This is a genomic window from Longimicrobiaceae bacterium (assembly GCA_035936415.1).
GTDB lineage: Bacteria > Gemmatimonadota > Gemmatimonadetes > Longimicrobiales > Longimicrobiaceae > JAFAYN01.
This window is the reverse complement of sequence record DASYWD010000122.1, coordinates 1-20844: the sequence shown is the minus strand read 5'-3', so window position 1 is coordinate 20844 and position 20844 is coordinate 1. Positions and strand designations below refer to the sequence as shown.

Sequence of the window (20844 nt, the reverse complement as noted above, 5' to 3'; positions counted from 1 at the left end):
GTCGGGGGCGACTCCCCGGCGTACTGGCCGGGGGGCGCGCGGGCGCACCAGGCGGAGCGGCTGGCGCGCGCCGTGGTGGAGCGCGACGCGCCCGGCGGGGTGATCCTGGCCGGGGACTTCAACACGCCGCTGGGGGAGCGCGACCCCGCCTACCGGGCGCTGCTGGGCGCCGGGCTCGTCCCCGCGGAGCGGCGGTGGCCGTGGACGCACACGAGCCACGGGCTCCTGCGCCTGCTCCTGGACCACGTGCTGTACCATCCGGGCGGGGGACGGATCCGGTCCGTGGAGGTCACGCGCCTCGACGAGAGCGCGCGGGACCGGGGCGCGGCCGTCTTCGGCTCGGACCACCACCCGCTCCTCGCCCGCGTGACGCTGGGCGAGAGCTGACCAGGACCGCTCGGACCGGGACGGAACGGAATGCAGCAGCTCATCGGCCATCCCTGGTGGCTCCTCCTCCTCGCCACCCTCGGCGCGGTGGCCGTCGTCTCCGTCATCATCAGCCTCTTCTTCTCCCTGGGCCGCCGGCCGCGGGAGATCTGGGTGAGCCAGGCCCCCGCCGTGGACACCCGGGACTTCCTGGCGGGGATCTCGGGGACGGTGAACGCACCGCTGCAGGAGGGGGGCTTCGCGCGCCTGCTCAACAACGGCGTGGAGATCTTCCCGGCCATGCTGGAGGCGTTCGAGCGGGCCGAGCGGAGCATCAACTTCATGGTGTACATCTGGGAGCCGGGGCGGGTGAGCGACCGTATGTTCGACGTGCTCGCCCGCAAGGCGGAGCAGGGAGTGGAGGTGCGGCTGCTCCTGGACGGGATGGGCGGGATCCGGGCGCCGGACGAAGGGATCCGGCGGCTGCGCGAGGCGGGCGGGCAGGTGCACTACTTCCGGGCGCTGCGGCTCGGGAAGCTCACCCGCTTCCACAAGCGCAACCACCGCCGCGCAGTGGTGGTGGACGGCAAGGTGGGGTTCACCGGCGGGGCCGCGGTGGGCGACAAGTGGCTGGGCGACGCGGACGGCGAGGAGCAGTGGCGCGACATGATGGTGGAGGTGCGCGGGCTGGCCGCCGGCAACCTCCAGTCGGCGTTCACGCAGCTCTGGGCCTCCACCACCGGCGAGATCCTCATGGGGCCGGCCTTCTACCCCTCGCCCGGGGAGGCGGCGGAAGCCTCCGGAGAGCGCCTCTCGCGGCACGTGAACGTGATCTCCTCTCCCGCGGACGAGGCGCACCCCCTGCGCAAGTTCTTCTTCCTGTCCTTCCGCTGCGCGCGGGAGCGCATCTACCTCACCAGCCCCTACTTCGTCCCGGACGACGAGACGCGCGAGGTGCTCGCCGACCGGGCGCGCCGGGGCGTGGACGTGCGCGTCCTCCTCCCGGACGAGCACACCGACGCGTGGCCCATCCGCATGGCGAGCCACTCGTACTACCAGCCGCTGCTGGACGCCGGGGTGCGCATCTACGAGTACCAGGGGAGGATGATGCACTCCAAGGCGCTGGTGGTGGACGGGAGGTGGGTGGTGGTGGGCTCCGCGAACATGGACATCCGCTCCAAGGAGCTGAACCTGGAGAACGTGATCGGCATCCTGGACCGCGAGTTCGGCGCGCAGATGGAGCGCACCTTCCTGGACGACCTGCAGCACGCCCGCGAGATCACCGCGGAGGCGTGGCCGCGCCGGGGCGTTCTCCCCCGGATCGGCGAGCGCTTCTGGGTCCTCTTCGCCGAGCAGTACTGACGGTCAGGCCTCCCCCGGAGCAGCCGTCTCCCGCGGTGCGGCCGGGAGCACCAGGGTGAAGGTGCTCCCCGCCCCCAGGGTGCTCTCCACCCGCAGCTCCCCTCCCATGCCGTGCGCCAGCTCCCGGCTGATGGCGAGGCCCAGCCCCACCCCCTGCTGGCTCTCGGCGCTCCCGAGCCGGTCCACCTGGACGAAGGGCTCGAACACCGCCTCCAGCTTCTCCGGCGGGATGCCGCGGCCGCTGTCCGCCACGCGGACGAGCACCTTGCCGCGCTCGGCGCCCGCGCTCACCCGGATCCACCCGCCCGGCTCGGTGAACTTCACCGCGTTGGAGAGGAGGTTGATGAGGATCTGCCGGATGCGGTCCGCGTCGCCGAGCGCGGTCAGTCCGGCCGGGGCGGGCTCGTGCTCGTACGAGAGGCCCTTCGCCCCCACCTGCGGCTGCACGATCCCCTCCAGCTCCGCGAGCAGCGTGGCCACGGGGACCGGCTCGCGGGCGATCTCGATCCGCCCCGCCTCGATCCGGGCGAAGTTGAGGATGTCGCTGATCAGGCCGAGCAGCACCCCCTGCGCGTGCTTGATCCGCCCCAGGTCCGCGCGCTGCGGGTCGGTGAGCGGACCGTGCACGCCCACGTCCAGCAGGTCCACGTAGCCGGCGATGGCGTTGAGCGGCGTGCGCAGCTCGTGGCTCATGGCGGAAAGGAACTCCGTCTTGGCCCGGTTCGCGGCCTCCGCGTCCTCTCGCGCGGCCCGCTCGGCGGCGTACAGCCGCGCGTTGTCCACGGCGAGGGCGGTCCGGCGCCCCAGCTCCTCCACCAGCGGCAGGTCGCCCGGCGTGAAGCGGCGCCCCGACTCGGCCATCACCAGCGAGAGCACGCCGAGGGTGCGCCCCCGCACCGAGAGCGGGACGGAGAGCGCGGAGCGGAAGCCCACGCTGCGCAGGAGCGCCAGGTGCTCGGCGTCCTGCGCTACGGCCTCCAGGAAGGCGTCGGGGATCTCGGTCACCAGCTCCGGCTCGCCGGTGCGGAGCACCCGGGCGGTGCCGTGCGGGGCGGCGGGGTCGATGGGGTAGCGGCGCAGCGCTTCGCGGGCGAACTCCACCCGGGCGGGGTCCGGGTGGTGCACCGCCGCCAGCTCGATCCTCCCGTCCGCGGCCGGCACCTCCACGAAGTACCAGTCGGCGAGCCGCGGCACCACCACCCGGGCCAGGTCGGCGAGCGTGGTTCCCAGCTCCATGGCGGAGCCGAGCACCGCGCCGGCCTCCGCCAGCACCTCCACGCGCGTGGCGTGGAGGTGGAGCTCCTCTGTCTGCGCCTCCAGCTCGGCGGCCTGCGCCTCCACCACCCCGCGGGCGTGCACCTGCTCGGTGACGTCCACGGCGAAGGTGAGGATGCCGTCCACCCGCCCCTGCGCGTCGCGGAGCGGCTGGGTGACGAAGTTGAGGAAGTTCTCCTCCAGCTGCCCGTCGCCGTCCAGGTCCGCGAGGACGCGCGCCTCGCTCTGCACGTGCGTCTCACCGGAGGCGTAGAGGGCGTCGCGCATCTCGAAGTAGCCCTGCCCCTCCAGCTCCGGGAGCGCCTCGCGCAGGGGCTTCCCCAGCAGCTCCCGGTCGCCCACCATCCTCCGGTAGGAGGGGTTCACCAGCTCGAACACGTGCTCCGGCCCGCGGGTGACGGAGATGAGCGCGGGCGCGTGCATGAAGATCTGCTGGAGCCGCGTGCGCTCGGCCTCCAGCTCGCCCAGGAGCCGCTCCCGCTCCCGGAGCAGCCGCTCGCGCTCCGCCGCCGCCGCGTTCTCTGCGGAGACGTCGCGCACCTCGATGATGGTGCCCACGGTGCACTCGCCGTCGCGGATGGGGCTGGCCGTGAACGCCACCGGGTAGAAGGACCCGTCCCGGTGCACGAACACCTCGGTCCCCTGCTCGCGGAGGTTCCGGGGGAACGCCTGGTCGATGGGGCACTCCTCCAGCGGGTAGGGCGTGCCGTCCGGGCGGGTGTGGTGGATGACGTCGTGGAGCGCCCTCCCCCGCACCTCGGCCATCGTGAAGCCGGTCAGCCGCTCCGCCGCGGGGTTCATGAAGGTGCACTGCTGGTGCTCGTCCATGATGAAGAGCGCCAGCGTGGCGTTGTTGGCGACCGTCTCCAGCTGCCGCCGGTAGAACTCGGCGCGGGAAGCGTCGTCCGCGCCCTCGGGCGGGCCGGAAACGGCAGGATCGTTCGAGGCTGGAAACAAGGCGGCTCCAGGGTCCGTGCGGGTGGATTCAACACCGGCAGAGGCAAGGATGCGGGCACGGCGCCCGAACCGCAATGCCCCGCACCGCCCGCACGGGCGGTGCGGGCATCGCGGGCGGGAGCGGCTGCCGGGGCGATCCCCGGAACGAATTCTGCAACGCCTCGCGCCTCCGCCGGGAACCAGGCGCGCCCTGGCGATTCCGTGCGCGCGCCGGCCCCGTGAACCGAGCCAGAGGAGCCCGCCGAGTGAGTGACGACCGGTTGTGGTACAAGGATGCCGTCTTCTACGAGCTGCACGTCAAGGCCTTCCAGGATTCGAACGCCGACGGGTCGGGGGACTTCCGGGGGCTGATCGAGCGCCTGGACTACGTCCGGGACCTGGGCGTGGACGCCATCTGGCTCCTCCCGTTCTACCCCTCGCCGCTCCGGGACGACGGCTACGACATCGCCGACTACTACGGGATCCACCCGCAGTACGGGAAGCTGGAGGACTTCCAGCGCTTCCTTGACGCCGCGCACGAGCGCGGGCTCCGGGTGATCGCGGACCTGGTGCTGAACCACACCTCCAGCGACCACCCCTGGTTCCAGCGGGCGCGCCGGGCCCCGAAGGGCTCCCCCGAGCGCGACTGGTACGTGTGGAGCGACACCGACGAGCCCTACCGGGACGCCCGCATCATCTTCACCGACACCGAGCCCTCCAACTGGACCTGGGACCCGGTGGCGCAGCAGTACTACTGGCACCGCTTCTTCGCCCACCAGCCGGACCTGAACTGGGACAACCCCGAGGTCAAGGAGGCCATGTTCGGGGTGATGGAGTACTGGCTGGAGCGCGGGCTGGACGGCTTCCGCGCCGACGCGGTGCCGTACCTGATCGAGCGCGAAGGGACCAACTGCGAGAACCTCCCGGAGACGCACGACATCCTCAAGGAGTTCCGCACCCGGATCGATTCGCGCTACCCGGGCCGCATCCTGCTGGCCGAGGCCAACCAGTGGCCGGACGACGTGCGCCCCTACTTCGGCGACGGCGACGAGTTCCACATGGCGTTCCACTTCCCGCTGATGCCGCGGATCTTCATGGCGGTGCGGCAGGGGATCCGGAAGCCCATCGTGGAGATCATCCAGCGCACCCCGGCCATCCCCGACGACTGCCAGTGGTGCATGTTCCTGCGCAACCACGACGAGCTCACCCTGGAGATGGTGACCGACGAGGAGCGCGACTACCTGTACGCCGAGTACGCGGCCGACGCGCGCATGCGGATCAACCTGGGGATCCGCCGCCGCCTGGCCCCGCTGATGGAGAACGACCGGCGCAAGATCGAGCTGCTGAACTCGATCCTCTTCACCATGCCGGGCTCTCCCATCATCTACTACGGCGACGAGCTGGGGATGGGCGACAACATCTGGCTGGGCGACCGGGACGGGGTGCGCACCCCCATGCAGTGGTCGCCGGACCGGAACGCTTCCTTCTCGCGCGCCGAGTCGGCGCGGCTGTACGCGCCCGTCATCAACGACTCCGTCTACGGCCACCAGGCCATCAACGTGGAGGCGCAGGAGAAGTCGCCCTTCTCGCTGCTGAACTGGATGAAGCGGCTGGTGCAGGTGCGGAAGCAGCACCACGCCTTCGGGCGCGGGAGCATCGAGTTCCTGCAGCCGGAGAACCAGCACGTTCTGGCCTACCTGCGCCAGCACGAGAACGACACCATCCTGGTGGTGAACAACCTTTCCGGCGCGGCGCAGGCGGTGCGGCTGGACCTCAGCCGCTTCTCCGGCTGCGTCCCGGTGGAGCTGCTGGGGCACACGGAGTTCCTCCCCATCGACGAGACGCCCTACGCGCTCACCCTGAGCCCCTACGGCTTCTTCTGGTTCGCCATCCGCACCCGCGCCTCCGACGAGGCCGAGCTGGACGAGACGGTGGTGCGCGAGTGGGCCGAGCAGGACACCCGGGTGCTGGAGAGCCGCGAGAGCGTGGCCGCGCTCGTGGGGGCCATCCCCAGCGAATGGCTTGCCGGGCAGCGCTGGTTCCGGGGGAAGGGGCGCGAGGTCGTCGCCGTAGAGCTGGAGGACCACGCGGTGGTGGCGCCCGAGCACGGGCCCCGCTGGATCATCGCGGTGGTGCAGGTGCGCTTCGCCGAGGGCGCGCCGGACAGCTACCTCCTCCCGCTCTCGCTCCGGCCCCCGCTGGAGCACGGCGCGTCCGCGGAGCCCATCGCCACCCTGGCGACGGAGAGCGGCGAGGTGCGGCTGTACGAGGCGCTGGTGGACCGCTACACCGCGCTGGCGCTGCTGCGCATCCTGCGCCAGGAGGAGGCGATCCCGTCCACCCGGGGGCGCTTCCGCGGCCACCGCGGCGAGCTGCTCACGCAGGACGCGGGGCGCCTCACCCCGGTGCGGCGGATGAGCGCGGAGCAGAGCAACACCTCCATCGTCTTCGGCGAGCGGCTCATCATGAAGCTGTTCCGCAAGCTGGAGGCGGGGGTCAACCCGGACCTGGAGGTGACCCGCTTCCTGGTGGAGCACGCCCGCTTCCGCGGCGTCCCCGAGCTGGCGGGGTGGCTGGACTACACCGGCGAAGGGGTGGCGACCGCCTCCGTGGCCGGGGTGTTCCGCTTCGTCCCCAACGCGGGCGACGCCTGGGCGTACACCCTGCGGGCGCTGAACCGCTACTTCGCCGCGGCCAGCCGGAGCGCCGCGGACCCCGCCACCCCCGCCGGGCAGGACGCCACCCGGCGGATGATGGGGGACTTCCACGCCGCCGCCCGCTCGCTCGGCCGGGTGACGGGCGAGCTGCACGCGGCGCTCGCCTCCGCCGGGGCCGAGCACCCGGACTTCCACCCGGAGCTGATCGGCGAGGAGGACGTACGGGAGTGGATCGACGCCTACCAGCGCGACGCCGCCGCCGTGCTGGACGAGGTGGCGCGCCGCCTGGAGTCCATCCCCGGCGTCTTCCCGGCGGGGAGCCACAACGAGCTGGCGGCGGTCGTCCGCGAGGGCGCCGACCTGCGCCACAGGGCCGACGACCTGCGCCTCCTCAACGAGGGGGGGCTCACCCGCACCCGCACCCACGGCGACTACCACCTGGGCCAGGTGCTCCGCGCCGCGGACCCGGAGGCGGCCGGGAGCGAGTGGTTCGTGATGGACTTCGAGGGCGAGCCCGCCCGTCCGCTCGCGGAGCGGCGCGCCAAGCACTCCCCGCTGCGCGACGTGGCCGGGATGCTCCGGTCGTTCGACTACGCGGTCCGCATGGCGTTCTCGGAGCAGGACACCAGCGACCTGCGGGTGCGCACCTCCCTGGAGGGGTGGGCGGAGGCGTGGCGCCGCATGGTGCGCAGCGTGTTCCTGGAAGGGTACGCCGAGGCGGCCCGGGGCGCGGGCTTCCTCCCGGACGACCCGGAGACGCTCCGCCGCGTGCTCGCCGTCTTCGAGCTGGAAAAGGCCGTCTACGAGCTCGGCTACGAGATGAACAACCGGCCGGCCTGGATCTGGGTGCCCCTCCGGGGGATCCGCAGCCTCCTGGGAGGCGGCGCGTGACGCCGCCGCTGGTCTACAACCTCTTCCAGCGGCTGGTGGGACCCACCAGCCGCTGGCCGGAGCACGCGGAGCGGGCGGCCGGCATGGGGTTCAACTGGCTCTACCTGAACCCGTGGCACTACCCCGGCTTCTCCGGGAGCCTGTACGCGGTCAAGGACTACGGCCGCCTCAACCCGCTCTTCCTCCCCGCGGGCGCCGACCCGGCGGACCTGGGGCCGCTGCGCGACGCGGTGGACCGCATCGCCGCGGTGGGCGTGCGCCCCATGATGGACCTGGTGGTGAACCACACGGCCAAGGACTCGCCGCTCATCGAGCAGCACCCGGACTGGTACCTCCGCGACGAGAGCGGCGAGGTGCAGAGCCCCTACGCCGTCGACCCGGACGACCCGGGGAAGGTGACCGTCTGGGGCGACCTGGCCGAGATCGACAACGAGCACTCCCCGGACCGCGAGCGGCTCTGGGACTACTGGGCCTCGCTGGTGCGCGACTCCCTGGAGCTGGGGTTCCACGGCTTCCGCTGCGACGCCGCCTACAAGGTGCCCGCGGCGCTCTGGCGGCGCCTGATCGACGAGGCGCGGCGGGTGCGCCCCGACGTACAGTTCTTCGCGGAAACGCTGGGGGCGCCGCTGGAGGACGTGGTCGCGCTCAAGGAGGCGGGGTTCGACTACTTCTTCAACTCCAGCAAGTGGTGGGACTTCAGCGAGCCGTGGGCGCTGGAGCAGCACGAGAAGCTCCGCGCCATCGCCCCCTCGGTGGCCTTCCCGGAGTCGCACGACACCACCCGGCTCGCGGCCGACACCGGCGCCGACGAGGCGGTGCAGCGGCAGCGCTACGCCTTCGCCGCGGCCTTCTCGGCGGGGGTGATGATGACGGTCGGCTACGAGTTCGGCTTCCGCAAGCAGGTCAACGTGGTGCACAGCATGCCCTCCGACTGGGAGCGCCGCCACTGGGACCTGCGCCCCTTCGTCGGGCGCGTGAACGGTCTCAAGCTCCGCCACCCCCTCCTGCAGGGCGAGGGCGTCCTCCGCGCCCGCGGCGGCCTGCGCGGCGACGTCCTGGTGCTGGAGCGCCGCGCCTCCGACCAGCCGGACGCCCCGCGCGGGTGGATCCTGGTGAACAAGGGGGAGGAGCCGCGCGAGGCGAGCCTGGCCGAAGCCGGCGGCGCGCAGCCGGGGTCCGGCCACCGACTCTTCCGCGTCTGCCGCGACGACGCCCCGGAGGAGGGCGAGGAGGTCCCCGCGTCCATCCGCCTGGAGCGGGCGGAGGTCGCGTACGTCCTCCCCGCGGCGTAGCCGGGAGGCCGTGGTGCCCGACTCCCGCACTTCGCACCTCGCACTTCGCACTCCCTCCGTCCATGCCTGAGCCCCTCTCGTCGTACCCCCGCTCCTCGGGCGTCCTGCTGCACCCCACCTCGCTCCCGGGGCGGGGGGTCGGCGGCGTGGGGGAGGATGCCTGCCGCTTCGTGGACTGGCTCGCCCAGGCCGGGCAGCGGCTCTGGCAGATCCTCCCGCTCGTGCCGGTCAACGAGGGCGGGTCGCCGTACAACGGCCTCTCCGCCATGGGCGGGAACCCGCTCCTGGTGAGCCCGGAGATGCTGGTGCGCGACGGGCTGCTGCGGGACGGGGACGTCGGCGGGGAGGACCTCCCGGCGGACCGGGTGGACTTTCCCCGCGCCATGGCCTGGAAGGACGCGCTCCTGCGCCGCGCGTGGATGGCGTTCCGTGCCGGGGCCGCGCTGGAGCTGCGGGGCGACTTCGACGACTTCCGCGCCCGCAACCTCGCCTGGCTGGAGGACTACGCCCTGTTTCGCGCCCTCCGCGCCGAGCACGGCGGCGCCGCCTGGTGCGACTGGGAGGAGGGGGTCCGCCTCCGCGAGCCGGACGCGCTCGCCCGCGCCGCGCACCGGCTGGAGGGCGAGGTGGAGCTGCACGAGTTCCGGCAGTGGATCTTCGACCGGCAGTGGAAGGCGCTCCGCGACCACGCGCACGGGCGCGGCGTCCGCATCGTGGGCGACATCCCCATCTTCGTGGCGTACGACAGCGCCGACGTCTGGGCTCACCCCGAGCTCTTCGAGCTGGACGAGCAGGGGCGCCCCACCGTGGTCTCCGGGGTGCCGCCGGACTACTTCAGCGCCACCGGGCAGCGCTGGGGCAACCCGCTCTACCGGTGGGACCGGATGCGCCGGAACGGCTTCCGCTGGTGGACCGAGCGCTTCCGCCGCACCCTGGAGATGGTGGACGTGGTGCGAATCGACCACTTCCGCGGCTTCGAGTCGTACTGGGAGATCGCCGCCGACGAGGAGACCGCCATCCACGGCGAGTGGCGGGCGGGCCCGGGGACGGAGCTGTTCGAGGCCGTCCGCCGCGAGCTGGGCGAGCTGCCGCTGATCGCGGAGGACCTGGGGCTCATCACCCCCGAGGTGGAGGAGCTGCGCGACGAGCTGGACCTCCCCGGGATGCGCGTCCTGCAGTTCGCCTTCGGCGAGGACGACGCCGAGAACCCGCACCTCCCCGGCAACTACCCGGAGAACTCCGTCGCCTACACCGGGACGCACGACAACGACACCACCCTGGGGTGGCTCCGGGGGGCGGGGGAGGAGGAGCGCACCCGCATCAGCCGCCTCGTGGCAGAGGGCGGGGAGGAGCCCGGGTGGGCCATGATCCGCCTGGTGATGGCGTCGCGCGCGAAATTTGCCGTCATCCCGCTGCAGGACCTGCTCGGCCTGGGGAGCGAGGGGCGGATGAACACCCCCGGCACCGGCGAGGGGAACTGGGCGTGGCGCTTCCGCGAGGGCGCGCTCACCCCCGACCTCGCCCGCCGCCTGCGCGACCTGGCCCGCGCCACCGGGCGCGCGAGGTAGCCCCGCCGCTGGAGCGGCCGGGGTCCTCCCGGCCGAGCACCCCTTACTCACCCGAGATCCGTCCATGAACGACACCGTTGCTCTGATCACCGGCGGCGCCGGGAACCTGGGGCGGGCCGTGACCCGGACCTTCCTGGAGAACGGCGCGCGGGTCGCAGTCCCCTTCTACAAGACCGACCAACCCGACGCCCTCGACGCGCTGCGGGGCGAGTTCGGCGACCGGCTCTTCCCCATCGCGCTGGACCTGACCACCGAGCGGGGCGCGTACGCAGCGGTCGAGCAGGTCCTGGAGTGGGGCGGCCGGCTGGACACCGTGGCGCACCTGGTGGGCGGATGGCGCGGGGGGATGCCGCTGGCCGAGACCCCCATCGAGGTGTGGGACCGGATGATGGACCTCAACCTCAAGTCGGCCTGGCTGGTGGCGCGCGCGGCGGTCCCCGCGATGGTCCGCGGCGGGGGCGGGTCGCTGGTGTTCGTCTCCTCGCGCGCGGCGCGGGCGGGGCGCACCGGGCACGGCGCCTACGCCGTCGCCAAGGCCGCCGTCATCACCCTGGCGGAGGTGCTCGCCGAGGAGCACCGCGCCGACGGGATCCGCGTCAACGCGGTGCTCCCCGGCACCGTGGACACGGAGGACAACCGCCGCGCGATGCCCGACGCCGACCACTCGGCCTGGACCGCGCCCGAGGAGATCGCCCGGGTCATCCACTTCCTGGCCTCCGACGCGGCGGCCGCCGTCAGCGGCGCGGCCGTCCCCGTCTACGGGCAGAGCTGACGACGCGCTGGAACGGACCTGGCCTCCCGCAGCGCGCGACGCAGGCGCGGCCCGTATCCTGCGCGCGCTCCGGTTCCACGCGGCTCTCGTGCCGGCACGGACCGCGTTCGGTCCCGTCACGGGGCCGTTTCTCGTCACCAGGAAAGGGAGGGGACCATGAAGAGATCCAGGCTGTGGATGCTCGCGCTGGCGCCGCTGGCGCTCACGGCGTGCGGAGGAGGCGAGGCGGACGCCGAGGCCGACCGCGAGGCCGTGCTCAAGGACACCTCCGCCGTGACCGTTTCGCCCGTGGAGGGCGCTGCCCCGGCGGACCCGGGGATGGCGATGGGCGGGGAAAACACGGTGCAGCTCAACCCCGTCGGCAACTCGGGGGTGAGCGGGCAGGCCATGCTCTCGGACATGAACGGCCAGACGCAGGTGAGGGTGACGCTGACCGGCGCCAAGGGGACGCACCAGGGGCACATCCACCAGGGCACCTGCGACTCTCCCGGCCCCCCAGTGGCGCCGCTGGAGCCGGTCGACGCCACGGGCGGATCGTCCTCCACCGCAACCGTGCAGGTCCCAATGTCGACGGTGATGAACGGGCAGCACATCATCGCCTACCACGAGGTGGGCGGGAACCCCGGAGCGACCATCGTCTGCGGCAGCATCCCGCAGCATTCGATGTAGCCGCTTCCGGCCCCGTGCGGGCGGCAACTCGTCCGGCCCCGCCGGGGCCGGACCTCGTCACCAGGAAAGGGAGGGGGACATGAAGGGATCCAGGCTGTGGACGCTCGCGCTGGCGCCGCTCGTGCTGGCCGCCTGCGGGGCGAACGACACGGAGGGCGAGGAGGACGACCCGCTCGACCGCGAGGCGGAGGTGGCGGCGACCGATCCCGCCGTGGTCGCCGTGCCGGTGGACACGATGGCCGCGGCGGGCGCCGGGGCCATGCACGACCAGGTCACCCTGAACCCGGTGGGCGGCTCCGGGGTCAGCGGCACGGCCACGCTGGCGGAGCAGGGAGCCCAGACGCAGGTGGCGGTGCAGCTCACCGGGCTGCAGCCCAACAGCGCGCACGCCGGCCACATCCACCACGGCACCTGCGAGAGCCCCGGCAACGCCGTCGCGCCGCTCCAGGACATCACCGCGGACGCGGGCGGGGCGGGGACGATGACCGCCACCGTCGCCATGCCGACGTCGACGGTGATGAACGGCCAGCACATCGTCGCCTACCACGAGAGCGCGGGCCCGAACCACGGCCCGACCATCGTCTGCGGTGCCATCCAGGGGCACGCGATGTAGCGGCCGCCCGGGTCCCGCGTGCGGTCCCGCCGGTCAGTACTTCATCCAGCGGTCCCGGTAGAACGAGGTGTACCACTTGCGCCCGTCCGAGGTGGTCTCGTCCTGGTCCGTGCAGGCGAAGCAGCGGAACGCCCGGGGCTTGACGGCCTGCCCGCCGTAGGGCATGCCGTAGCCGTCGTAGAACTCGCCGTAGGTGACGCGGGAGTGCAGGTGGGGGGCCCAGTTGTAGCCCGCGCCGCCGTCCGAGTTGCCGGCGTACCCGATCACGTCCCAGTACGCGTCCACCCACACGCCGTTGGAGATCCCCGGGCCCCACCCGTTCAGGTGCGCGCTCAGGCTGCTCCACTTCCCGGTCCTCACGATCACGATCCGCCCGAGGGTGTAGTGGCCGCCCTTCGCCCACCCGGCGTACTTCACGTAGCCGGAGAAGTGCGCGTACACGTTTGCGCCGAACTGCAGCGGCCAGTCGTTGGCGAAGTACTGGTTGTGGTAGTCCGTCCTGCACTGCCAGATGTGGAACCCCTCTCCCCACCAGCTCCCGCCGTTGCCGCTCATGCGGGTCCAGCCCTTGTACCCGTAGAAGTTGGCGGTGCCGTCCCACTGCGTCTGCCACTGCATGTCGGTGCCGTACGGCGCGAGCCGGTGGCACGTCTGCGCGGACGCGGCGGTCCCGTCGTGGCCGTGGTCGGGCTCCGGATCCAGGGTGTGCGGCCCCACGCGGATGAGCCCCGCCTGCACGTCCTTCATGGCCTGCTCCCTCCGCTCGGCCAGTGCGGCCTGGCTCTGCAGCGCCATCTCGCCCTTGGGCTCCCAGTGGAGCGACTCGCGCTCGGTCTGCAGGCCGAGCGACTGCACCGTCCGGACGGGCCGGGTGAAGCGGAGCGAAGCAAGGAGCGTCCGCGCGCGGGCATCCAGCCCCGGCTGCTCGGTCCACAGGCCGATCTCGTACACGCGGCCCTCCGAGGCCACGTAGACGACCGAGTACGGCTGCGTCCCGGGGAGCCCGGTCACGGCCACGCCCCTGAGCCCGCCTCCCACCGCCACCTCGGAGCGCTGCGGGCCGAGCTCGCGGTTGTTGTCGATCTGCGCCTGGACCAGCCCCGGCATCCGGTCCGGGGCGGCGCCGCGGACGAGCGCCACGCGGGCCACCGGCTCCCGGTCGTGCGGCCCGTGGCCCGCCAGGTCGCGGTCCTCGCCCCAGACCACGAAGCCGTAGCTGTCGTCGAAGAGCACGGGGTCGGCGTTCACCGCCCAGTTGCGGGGGATGTCCAGCGACACCCCCACCACGTCGTCGCGGTACGTGGTCCCGCGTCCCGCGCCGGGAAGCCCGGCGTCGTCCACGGCCGCGGGCTGGTCCGTACAGGCGGCGGCCGAGACCATCAGCGCGCCGAGGAGCAGCGTTCGGAGCTTCATGGTTCCTCCTGAGACAGGGTTTTCGTGTGCCGGTGGGTGACGATGCACGATAGCTGGCGCCAAAACACCTGTCTTCAAGAATGTTGCTCCCGGAGGTACTCCCCGGGGGTGACACCCAGGAGGCGCCTGAAGTGGGAGTGGAGGTGGCTCTGGGCGGCGAACGCGCTGCCGAAGGCCGCGGCGGAGATGCTCCGCCCGTCGCGGAGCAGCCGCATGGCGCGCGCGACCCGAAGGTGGATGTGGTAGGCGTGGGGGGTGAGCCCCACCTCCCGCTTGAAGGCGCGCACCAGGTGGTACTTGCTCAGCCGGGCGGCGCGGGCGAGGTCGTCGAGCGCCACCTTCTCCGCCGACCTCTGCTCCAGGTACTCCACGGCGCTGCGGATCGCCCGCGGCGCGGGTCCGCACCGCGGGAGGCCGCGGGCCCGCACGCTCCGCGCGAGGAGTCCGGCGAGCGCCTCGTGCATCAGCGACTCCCGGACCAGCGCGCACGCCCTCCAGGACGCGCTCTGCGCCCACAGCGCGAACGGCTCCACCACCGCGCGGTCCTCGCTCACCACCCAGTCGAAGTCCGGCTGGGCACAGTCGCCGCGAAGCTCCGCGTCGGCGCCGACCTCCGCGAGCAGTGCGGGAGGCGGGTTGAACAGCGTGTACTCCCAACCCTCCCGGCCCACCGAGCGGCCGAAGTGCATCTCCCCGGGCGGGATCACGATCAGGCTCCCCGCCCGCACCGCGTGCGCCTCTCCCCCCTGGTAGACCACCCCCGCGCCGCTCCGCACCCAGGCGACCTGCAGGGTGTCGTGCGCGTGCCGGCCGGTGGCCTCGATCAGGCGGCTCGTACGGCTCTCATCCACCGCGGACGAGGAGGGGGGCAATGCCTCCTGCTCCGCGCTGCGTACCGGACTCGTGTCCATGGTCCTGTCGCTCCCGGCGTGTGCGGCGGCCAAGCATAGTTGATGACAGCATGTGTAAGATGGGGGGGGAGGCGCGGGAGAGCAAGCCGACGCCGGTGCGAGGGCGGGGCTGGGACGAAAAGAACCCTCCCCCGGGGAGCCCGGGGGAGGGTGTGAGTCCGGCCGCGGGGCCGGGCGCCGTCAGTACCCGGCCACGTCCACGATCGCCTTCACCACGTCCTCGGGCTCCGGGAGGATGGCGCGCTCCAGCTGCGGGGCGTAGGCCACCCAGGTGTCCAGCGAGGCCACCCGCCGCACCGGCGCGTCCAGCCAGGGGAAGAGCTCGTCGGCCACGCGGGCGACCACCTCCGCACCGATCCCCCAGGAGAGCGAGTCCTCGTGCGCCACGATCAGCCGGTTGGTGCGCTTCACCGACTCGGCGACCGCCTCCATGTCCAGCGGGCTCACCGTGCGCATGTCGATCACCTCCACCGAGACGCCGTGCTGCTCCTCCGCCTGCTTCGCGGCCACCAGCGAGCGCTGCACCAGCGCGCCCCAGGCGATCACCGTCACGTCCGTCCCCTCGCGCACCGTGCGCGCCTTGCCGAAGGGGATCATGAAGTTGGGGCCCGGATACTTCCCCTTGTTGTACACCTGCCGGTACAGGTGCTTGTGCTCCAGGAAGAGGACCGGGTCCTCGCAGCGGATGGCGGTGCGGAGCAGCCCCGCGGCGTCCACCGCGTTGGACGGGAGCACCACGCGCAGCCCGGGGCAGTGGGCGAAGATGGACTCGCCCGTCTGCGAGTGGTAGACGGCCCCGCCCTTCAGGTAGCCGCCGTAGGTAGTGCGGATCACCACCGGCGCCGCGTTCGCGTTGTTCGAGCGGTAGCGCATGGTGGCCAGCTCGTCGCGGATCTGCATCATCGCCGGCCAGATGTAGTCGAAGAACTGGATCTCCACCACCGGCTTCAGACCGCGGATCGCCATCCCGATCGCCCGCCCGACGATGTTGGCCTCTGCCAGGGGGGAGTTGAAGACGCGCGTCCCGCCGAACTCGCGCTGCAGCCCGGCCGTCACCTTGAACACGCCGCCCTTCCCCTTCACCTCGGTGAGCACCTCCTCGCGCGAGCAGTCCGCCACGTCCTCGCCGAAGACCACGATCCGCGGGTCGCGCCGCATCTCGTCGCGGAGCGTGGCGTTGATCAGGTCCACCATGGTGGTGTCGCTCCCCGAGAACCTGGGGTCGTCCTCGGTGTCGAACTGCTCCGCCGTGGGGTCCACGTCCGGCGAGTAGAGGAAGTCCATCGCGGTGGAGACGTCCGGCTGCGGGGAGGCCAGCGCCTCGTCGGTGGCGCGCTGCACCTCCTCGTTGACCTCGGCGTCGATCCGCGCCAGCTCGTCCTGCGTGGCGAGCCCGCGGTCCACCAGCGCCGCGGCCAGCCGCGCGATGGGGTCGCGCTTCGCCTCCTCGCTCCGCATCACCTCGGTCTTGTAGAACCGCTCGTCGTCCGAGAGCGAGTGCGAGTACGGGCGGATCACGTGCGCGTGCACCAGCGCCGGCCCCTTCCCCGAGCGGGCGTACTCAACGGCGCGCCCCATCGTCTCGTAGCTGGCCCAGACGTCGGTCCCGTCGCACTCCTCCACGTGCAGCCCCGGGAAGCCGGCCACCAGCTTCGAGATGCTCCCGCCGGCGGTGTTCACCTCCACGGGGACCGAGATGGCGAACTCGTTGTCCTCCACGATGTAGACCACGGGGACCTTGAGGTTGCACGCGGAGTTCAGGCTCTCCCAGAACTCGCCCTCGGAGGTGGTGCCGTCGCCGGTGGTGACGAACACCACGTCGTCCCCCTTCGCGCCGGTGGTCTCGACGAGCGGCTCGCCCAGCCTGTTGGCGCGCGCCGCGGCCTCCGCGCTCCCCACCGCCTGGAGGAACTGCGTCCCGGTGGGTGAGGAGGTGGAGACGATGTTCAGCTCCTTGTGCCCCCAGTGCGAGGGCATCTGCCGCCCGCCGGAGGAGGGGTCGGCCGCGGCGCCGACCGCCTGGAGGAGGTGGTCCAGCGCGGTCATCCCCAGCGCGAGGCTGAAGGCGCGGTCGCGGTAGTAGAAGTAGAACCAGTCGTAGCCGGGGCGGGCGTGCGCGGCGGCGGCCACCTGGATGGCCTCGTGCCCGGCGCCGGAGATCTGGAAGTAGATCTTGTTCTGCCCCTTGAGCTGGATCTCCTTGTCGTCCAGCCGGCGGGAGAGGAGCATGGTACGGTAGAACCCGAGGAGGGTGTCCCGGTCCAGCTCCACCTGCTGCGGAGCGGTCTTCGGCTTCTGCCTGGTCTTGGTGGCCATGTTTGTCGCGATGGAGAGCGGTTCGGCGCGGCTCGGGGCCGCGGAGCTCGGCACGGTCCGACCGGAAATTCCGACAACATACTCCGCCGGGAAGATCCGGGCCAGGGTGTCGGTCGTCTACCGTACCACTGTTCGACGTCTTTGTTCGACGCGCTTGTTCGAAGTCACCACCGCCCGCCGATCTATATGCTCCCGGGCGGCCAGTCGGCTCCGGCTGCACAACTTTCTTGCAGCACATAACGAGACAATGTACGTTGAGGTGGCGGTGTCTCGAATATCGGAACGGTCGTGCCGGGCCGCCGAACCATCGGCGGCTCCTTACCCCGCAGGGAGGCTAACATGAAGAAATCATGGAGCGGGATCGGTCGCGGTGCGTTCGGCCTCACAGTGGTAGGCGCCCTGGGCTTCGGCGCGCAGCAGGCGTTCGCCGGGCAGGCCGCGAAGCGCACCCCGGGCTGCGACAAGTACGAGTGCATCGACTACTGCGCGACGGAATTCCGGCAGCACGGCGCCTGCATGCCGACCGGCGACGGGTGGTACTACTGCCAGTGCGGCTGACCTGATGCCCTGCCGCACGGCGTCCGGGCCGCGCTCCTGACTTCCGGGGGCGCGGCCGCTACTTTCTGGAGAGGAGACCCCGTCCCTCGATGCCGGAGCCCATGCCCGCACCCTCTCCCACCCTCCAGGCCCCCGGCGTGTGGCGCGTCACCACGCCGCTCCCCTTCCGCCCCCGCTCCGTCCACGCGTACCTGGTCGAGGAGGGGGGCCGCTTCCTCCTGGTGGACGGCGGCGCGAACACGGACGACGCCTGGGCCGCGCTGGACGCCGGAGTGCGCGCGGCGGCGGGCGGGTGGGACCGCGTCTCCGCGCACCTGGTCACCCACATGCACCTGGACCACGTGGGGCTCGTGGAGCGCGTGCGGGACGCCTGCGGCGCGTCGCTGCTGATGGGGGCGCTGGACGCGGAGCGCTCCGCGCACGCGCGGGCGCACCCGGAGGAGGAGGCTGAGTACCGCTCCGGGCTGCTGCGCCGCTGCGGCGCCCCGGAAGAGCTTCGGCGCGGCGTGGAGGAGGCCCGGGTCGGGAGCGATCCGTTCTCGGCCTTCGTCCCCACGGACGGGCCGCTCGCCGGGGAGGGGGGCGAGCTCTTGGGCTTCCCCGGGTGGCGGTGGGTGTGGACGCCGGGGCACACGGCGGGGCACGTCTCCCTCTTCCGCCCGGGGGACGGCACGCTGGTGGCGGGCGACGCCGTGCTCCCGCGCATCACCCCCACCATCGGCGTGAACCGCCAGCGCGCGGACCCGGTCTCCGATTACCTGGGCGCGCTGGACCGACTGGACGCGCTGGGCGTCCGGAGCGTCCTCCCGGGGCACGGCGACCCGCTGGAGGGTGCCGCCGCGGCGGAGCGGATCGCGGAGCTGCGCCGCGCAACGGAGGCTGAGACCGAGGCGGTGGCGGCGCTCGCTGGCGAGGGGCCGTGCACCGCGTGGGAGGCGGCACGGCGGCGACATCCCCACCCGGAGTACCCTCCCTCGGTTCTGATGCACGCCATCCGCGAAACGCTCGCGCACCTGGACCGGCTGGTGCTGGCGGGGCGGGTCCGGGTGGCCGAGCGGGAGGACGGCGCCGCGACGTTCGCCGCGTCTCCGGGGTAGGCGGGGGTCGTGCCGCCATTTACACCGCCCGGGCCGGTGTTTACATTGCAACCAGTCCAATCCCGCACCCTCCCTGCTCCCCCCCGTCCCCACCCCGCCATGGGCCGCATCCTCCTGGTCTTCGTCATCGCCGCCGCCGCGCTCGCCAGCCCCGACGTGCGCGCCTGGCTCAAGCCTCACGTGCAGCCCGGCCTCGACCCGGTCTACGAGTGGTCCGCACGCTCGCGGGTGAGCGAGGTCGCGCGGATGATCCAGACGGAAAAGGCCGCCGGCCGCTCCATTCCCAACCCGAAGACCTTCGGGGACTTCCTGGAGCGGCGGTTCCGCGGCGCGGACGGCGCGATGGACCCCTGGGGGGCGCCCTACTACCTGAAGAAGGAGCGGGACCGCACCGTGATCGGCTCCGCCGGCCGGGACGGCATCCCGGGCACGGCGGACGACATCCGCGAGATGCTTCCGGGAGGCTGAGGCCGCACGGCCCGTCCGACGGGAGACGGCAGGGAAGGGGCACCGGCGCGTCCGGTGCCCCTTCCTGCGTCCGGGGACCGCGTTGCCCGCGCGCCGGGGCGGGCGTAGCTTTGCCCGCCGCGGGGCGGACCACCTGCCGGGGAGGCACATGCTGAAGGTAGGGCTTACTGGGAACATCGCGGCGGGGAAGTCGAGCGTCGTGCGGGTGTGGCGCGCGCTGGGCGCCCCCGTCGTGGACGCGGACGAGCTGGCGCGCCGGGCGGTGGAGCCGGGGACGCCCGCGCTCCGGGCCGTCGTGGAGGCGTGGGGTCCCGGTGTCCTGGACCCCTCCGGGGCGCTGGACCGAGGGGTGCTGCGGCGGATCGTCTTCGCCGACCCGGACGCCCGCGCGCGGCTGGAGGGCATCGTGCACCCCGCCGTGTACGCGCTGCGCGAGGAGGAGTACCGGCGCGCGGCGGACCGGGGCGAGCCGCTGGTGGTGGCCGACATCCCGCTCCTCTTCGAGGTGGGGCTGGCGGACGAGTTCGACCTGATCGTGCTGGTGGACGCCCCGGAGGAGGAGCGGCTCCGCCGCCTCGTGGAGGACCGCGGCCTCGATCCCGGCGAAGCGCGCAGGATGGTCTCCGCGCAGATGCCGGCGGAGCTGAAGCGCGCCCGCGCCGACCTGGTGGTCGAGAACGCCGGGTCGCGGGAGGCGCTGGAGGCCCGCGCCCGCGAGGTGTGGGCGGAGCTGGCCCGGCGCGAGGAGGCGGCCCGTGGCTGAGCGCCTCCTCCGCATGGACATGCACTCGCACACCCACGCCTCGTTCGACTGCCTCTGCCCGCCGGAGCGCATCCTGGAGACCGCCCGCGAGCGCGGGATCGACCGCCTGGTGGTGACCGACCACAACGAGGTCTCGGCCGCGCTGGAGCTGCACCGGATGGACCCGGAGCGGATCTTGGTGGGCGAGGAGGTGAAGACCGCCGAGGGTGCAGACGTCATCGGCATCCTGCTCAGGGAGCAGATCCCCAAGGGCACCCCCGCGCGGGAGACCTGCGAGCGGATCCGCGAGCAGGGCGGCGTGGTCTACCTCCCCCATCCCTTCGACACCCGCCGCTCCGGGGGTGGGCACCTCCTCGACCGCCTCGCCGACCTCGTGGACGTGGTGGAGGCGCACAACGCGCGCACCTGGAAGCGGGGCGTCAACCTGCGCGGGGAGCGCTGGGCGCTGGACCACGGCAAGCTCCTGGGCGCCGGCTCGGACTCGCACACGCTGGGGGAGATGGGGCGTGCCTTCGTGGAGGTGCCCCCCTTCGAGCCCACGCGCGAGGGGCTGCTCGCGGCGCTGCGCGCGGGGCGGATCGCCGGGCGTGGCGTGGCGTCGCCGCTCGTGGCGGTGGCGTCGACATACGCCAAGGTGCACAAAGCGCTGCGGCTGGGGTGACCCCACCGCGGCCCCCACCCGGCTCGCTTTAGGCTCGCCACCCTCCCCCCGATTCTGGGGGAGGGCTTCCTGTCAGGTCGGCGTTGGAGCGAGTCGGTGGCAGGCCCCCTCCCCCGGCCCCTCCCCCGCATGCGGGAGAGGGGAGCACTGCAACTGCAGTTCGGCACGGTCGCGGAGAGGGCCGCAGGGAGGGGGTGGGGGTGGTCGGAGGAAAAAGCCTTGTGTCCGAGCGTAGCGAGTTTGGCTTTTCCGGAGA

The 20844-nt window shown here is 72.6% G+C and carries 17 protein-coding genes; 13 read left to right on the top strand and 4 right to left on the bottom strand.

What is annotated here, in order from left to right:
* Both VGR37_04640 and VGR37_04635 read left to right on the top strand, forming a co-directional pair.
* The coding region (locus VGR37_04640; GenBank protein ID HEV2146684.1) for an endonuclease/exonuclease/phosphatase family protein at nt 1-387 on the top strand (387 nt) is incomplete at its 5' end.
* 30 nt (nt 388-417) lie between these two features.
* On the top strand, nt 418-1728 hold the full coding sequence (locus tag VGR37_04635) for a phospholipase D-like domain-containing protein (GenBank protein HEV2146683.1): 1311 nt from the start codon (nt 418-420) through the stop codon (nt 1726-1728).
* Between the two features lie 3 nt (nt 1729-1731).
* Here VGR37_04635 and VGR37_04630 read toward each other — a convergent pair whose 3' ends face one another.
* A complete protein-coding gene (locus VGR37_04630) occupies nt 1732-3960 on the bottom strand; it encodes an ATP-binding protein (protein HEV2146682.1) in 2229 nt (742 codons plus the stop codon).
* Between the two features lie 245 nt (nt 3961-4205).
* On the opposite strand from VGR37_04630, the gene treS reads away from it, so the two are divergent.
* From treS to VGR37_04600, 6 genes are all read left to right on the top strand, one after another.
* Complete coding sequence (gene treS / locus VGR37_04625; protein ID HEV2146681.1) at nt 4206-7487, top strand: maltose alpha-D-glucosyltransferase; 3282 nt, start codon at nt 4206-4208, stop codon at nt 7485-7487.
* Nucleotides 7484-8779 (top strand): hypothetical protein, encoded by a 1296-nt coding sequence (locus VGR37_04620; GenBank protein HEV2146680.1) that lies wholly within the window; start codon nt 7484-7486, stop codon nt 8777-8779. The genes treS and VGR37_04620 overlap by 4 nt, the downstream gene beginning before the upstream one ends.
* A 62-nt stretch (nt 8780-8841) precedes the next feature.
* Nucleotides 8842-10347 (top strand): 4-alpha-glucanotransferase, encoded by a 1506-nt coding sequence (gene malQ, locus VGR37_04615; protein HEV2146679.1) that lies wholly within the window; start codon nt 8842-8844, stop codon nt 10345-10347.
* Between the two features lie 64 nt (nt 10348-10411).
* Nucleotides 10412-11119, top strand: coding sequence for an SDR family oxidoreductase (locus VGR37_04610; protein ID HEV2146678.1), 708 nt, complete (start codon nt 10412-10414; stop codon nt 11117-11119).
* Nucleotides 11120-11275: 156 nt separating this feature from the next.
* Nucleotides 11276-11788 carry a CHRD domain-containing protein gene (locus VGR37_04605; protein HEV2146677.1) on the top strand — a complete coding sequence of 171 codons (513 nt, stop codon included), beginning with the start codon at nt 11276-11278 and terminating at the stop codon, nt 11786-11788.
* A gap of 79 nt (nt 11789-11867) precedes the next feature.
* Nucleotides 11868-12401, top strand: coding sequence for a hypothetical protein (locus VGR37_04600; protein ID HEV2146676.1), 534 nt, complete (start codon nt 11868-11870; stop codon nt 12399-12401).
* A gap of 33 nt (nt 12402-12434) precedes the next feature.
* On the opposite strand, the gene VGR37_04595 is transcribed toward VGR37_04600, so the two are convergent.
* The 3 genes from VGR37_04595 to VGR37_04585 all read right to left on the bottom strand — a co-directional run bounded on the left by VGR37_04595 (nt 12435) and on the right by VGR37_04585 (nt 17041).
* A complete protein-coding gene (locus VGR37_04595; GenBank protein ID HEV2146675.1) occupies nt 12435-13814 on the bottom strand; it encodes a M23 family metallopeptidase in 1380 nt (459 codons plus the stop codon).
* Between the two features lie 74 nt (nt 13815-13888).
* Nucleotides 13889-14725: an AraC family transcriptional regulator gene (locus VGR37_04590; GenBank protein HEV2146674.1), complete on the bottom strand. Its 837-nt coding sequence runs from the start codon at nt 14723-14725 to the stop codon at nt 13889-13891.
* 180 nt (nt 14726-14905) lie between these two features.
* Nucleotides 14906-17041 (bottom strand): dehydrogenase E1 component subunit alpha/beta, encoded by a 2136-nt coding sequence (locus VGR37_04585; protein ID HEV2146673.1) that lies wholly within the window; start codon nt 17039-17041, stop codon nt 14906-14908.
* Nucleotides 17042-17380: 339 nt separating this feature from the next.
* Between VGR37_04585 and VGR37_04580 the strand changes: the two genes are divergently transcribed.
* The 5 genes from VGR37_04580 to VGR37_04560 all read left to right on the top strand — a co-directional run bounded on the left by VGR37_04580 (nt 17381) and on the right by VGR37_04560 (nt 20588).
* A complete protein-coding gene (locus VGR37_04580; protein HEV2146672.1) occupies nt 17381-17599 on the top strand; it encodes a hypothetical protein in 219 nt (72 codons plus the stop codon).
* A 101-nt stretch (nt 17600-17700) separates the two neighbouring features.
* Nucleotides 17701-18696 carry an MBL fold metallo-hydrolase gene (locus tag VGR37_04575; protein ID HEV2146671.1) on the top strand — a complete coding sequence of 332 codons (996 nt, stop codon included), beginning with the start codon at nt 17701-17703 and terminating at the stop codon, nt 18694-18696.
* 99 nt (nt 18697-18795) lie between these two features.
* A complete protein-coding gene (locus VGR37_04570) occupies nt 18796-19164 on the top strand; it encodes a hypothetical protein (GenBank protein ID HEV2146670.1) in 369 nt (122 codons plus the stop codon).
* 148 nt (nt 19165-19312) lie between these two features.
* Entirely contained in the window at nt 19313-19927 is a 615-nt protein-coding gene (gene coaE / locus VGR37_04565; GenBank protein ID HEV2146669.1) for a dephospho-CoA kinase, read from the top strand.
* The gene (locus VGR37_04560) at nt 19920-20588 is read left to right on the top strand and encodes a PHP domain-containing protein (GenBank protein HEV2146668.1); all 669 of its coding nucleotides are present in this window, start codon (nt 19920-19922) and stop codon (nt 20586-20588) included. Before coaE ends, VGR37_04560 begins: the two co-directional genes overlap by 8 nt.
* Nucleotides 20589-20844 lie beyond the last annotated feature (256 nt).

Coding starts and splice junctions, on each gene's coding strand:
- VGR37_04635 (HEV2146683.1), top strand. CDS start 418: ATGCAGCAGCTCATCGGCCATCCCTGGTGGCTCCTCCTCCTCGCCACC.
- malQ (HEV2146679.1), top strand. CDS start 8,842: ATGCCTGAGCCCCTCTCGTCGTACCCCCGCTCCTCGGGCGTCCTGCTG.
- VGR37_04610 (HEV2146678.1), top strand. CDS start 10,412: ATGAACGACACCGTTGCTCTGATCACCGGCGGCGCCGGGAACCTGGGG.
- VGR37_04605 (HEV2146677.1), top strand. CDS start 11,276: ATGAAGAGATCCAGGCTGTGGATGCTCGCGCTGGCGCCGCTGGCGCTC.
- VGR37_04600 (HEV2146676.1), top strand. CDS start 11,868: ATGAAGGGATCCAGGCTGTGGACGCTCGCGCTGGCGCCGCTCGTGCTG.
- VGR37_04595 (HEV2146675.1), bottom strand. CDS start 13,814: ATGAAGCTCCGAACGCTGCTCCTCGGCGCGCTGATGGTCTCGGCCGCC.
- VGR37_04590 (HEV2146674.1), bottom strand. CDS start 14,725: ATGGACACGAGTCCGGTACGCAGCGCGGAGCAGGAGGCATTGCCCCCC.
- VGR37_04585 (HEV2146673.1), bottom strand. CDS start 17,041: ATGGCCACCAAGACCAGGCAGAAGCCGAAGACCGCTCCGCAGCAGGTG.
- VGR37_04580 (HEV2146672.1), top strand. CDS start 17,381: ATGAAGAAATCATGGAGCGGGATCGGTCGCGGTGCGTTCGGCCTCACA.
- VGR37_04575 (HEV2146671.1), top strand. CDS start 17,701: ATGCCCGCACCCTCTCCCACCCTCCAGGCCCCCGGCGTGTGGCGCGTC.
- VGR37_04570 (HEV2146670.1), top strand. CDS start 18,796: ATGGGCCGCATCCTCCTGGTCTTCGTCATCGCCGCCGCCGCGCTCGCC.
- coaE (HEV2146669.1), top strand. CDS start 19,313: ATGCTGAAGGTAGGGCTTACTGGGAACATCGCGGCGGGGAAGTCGAGC.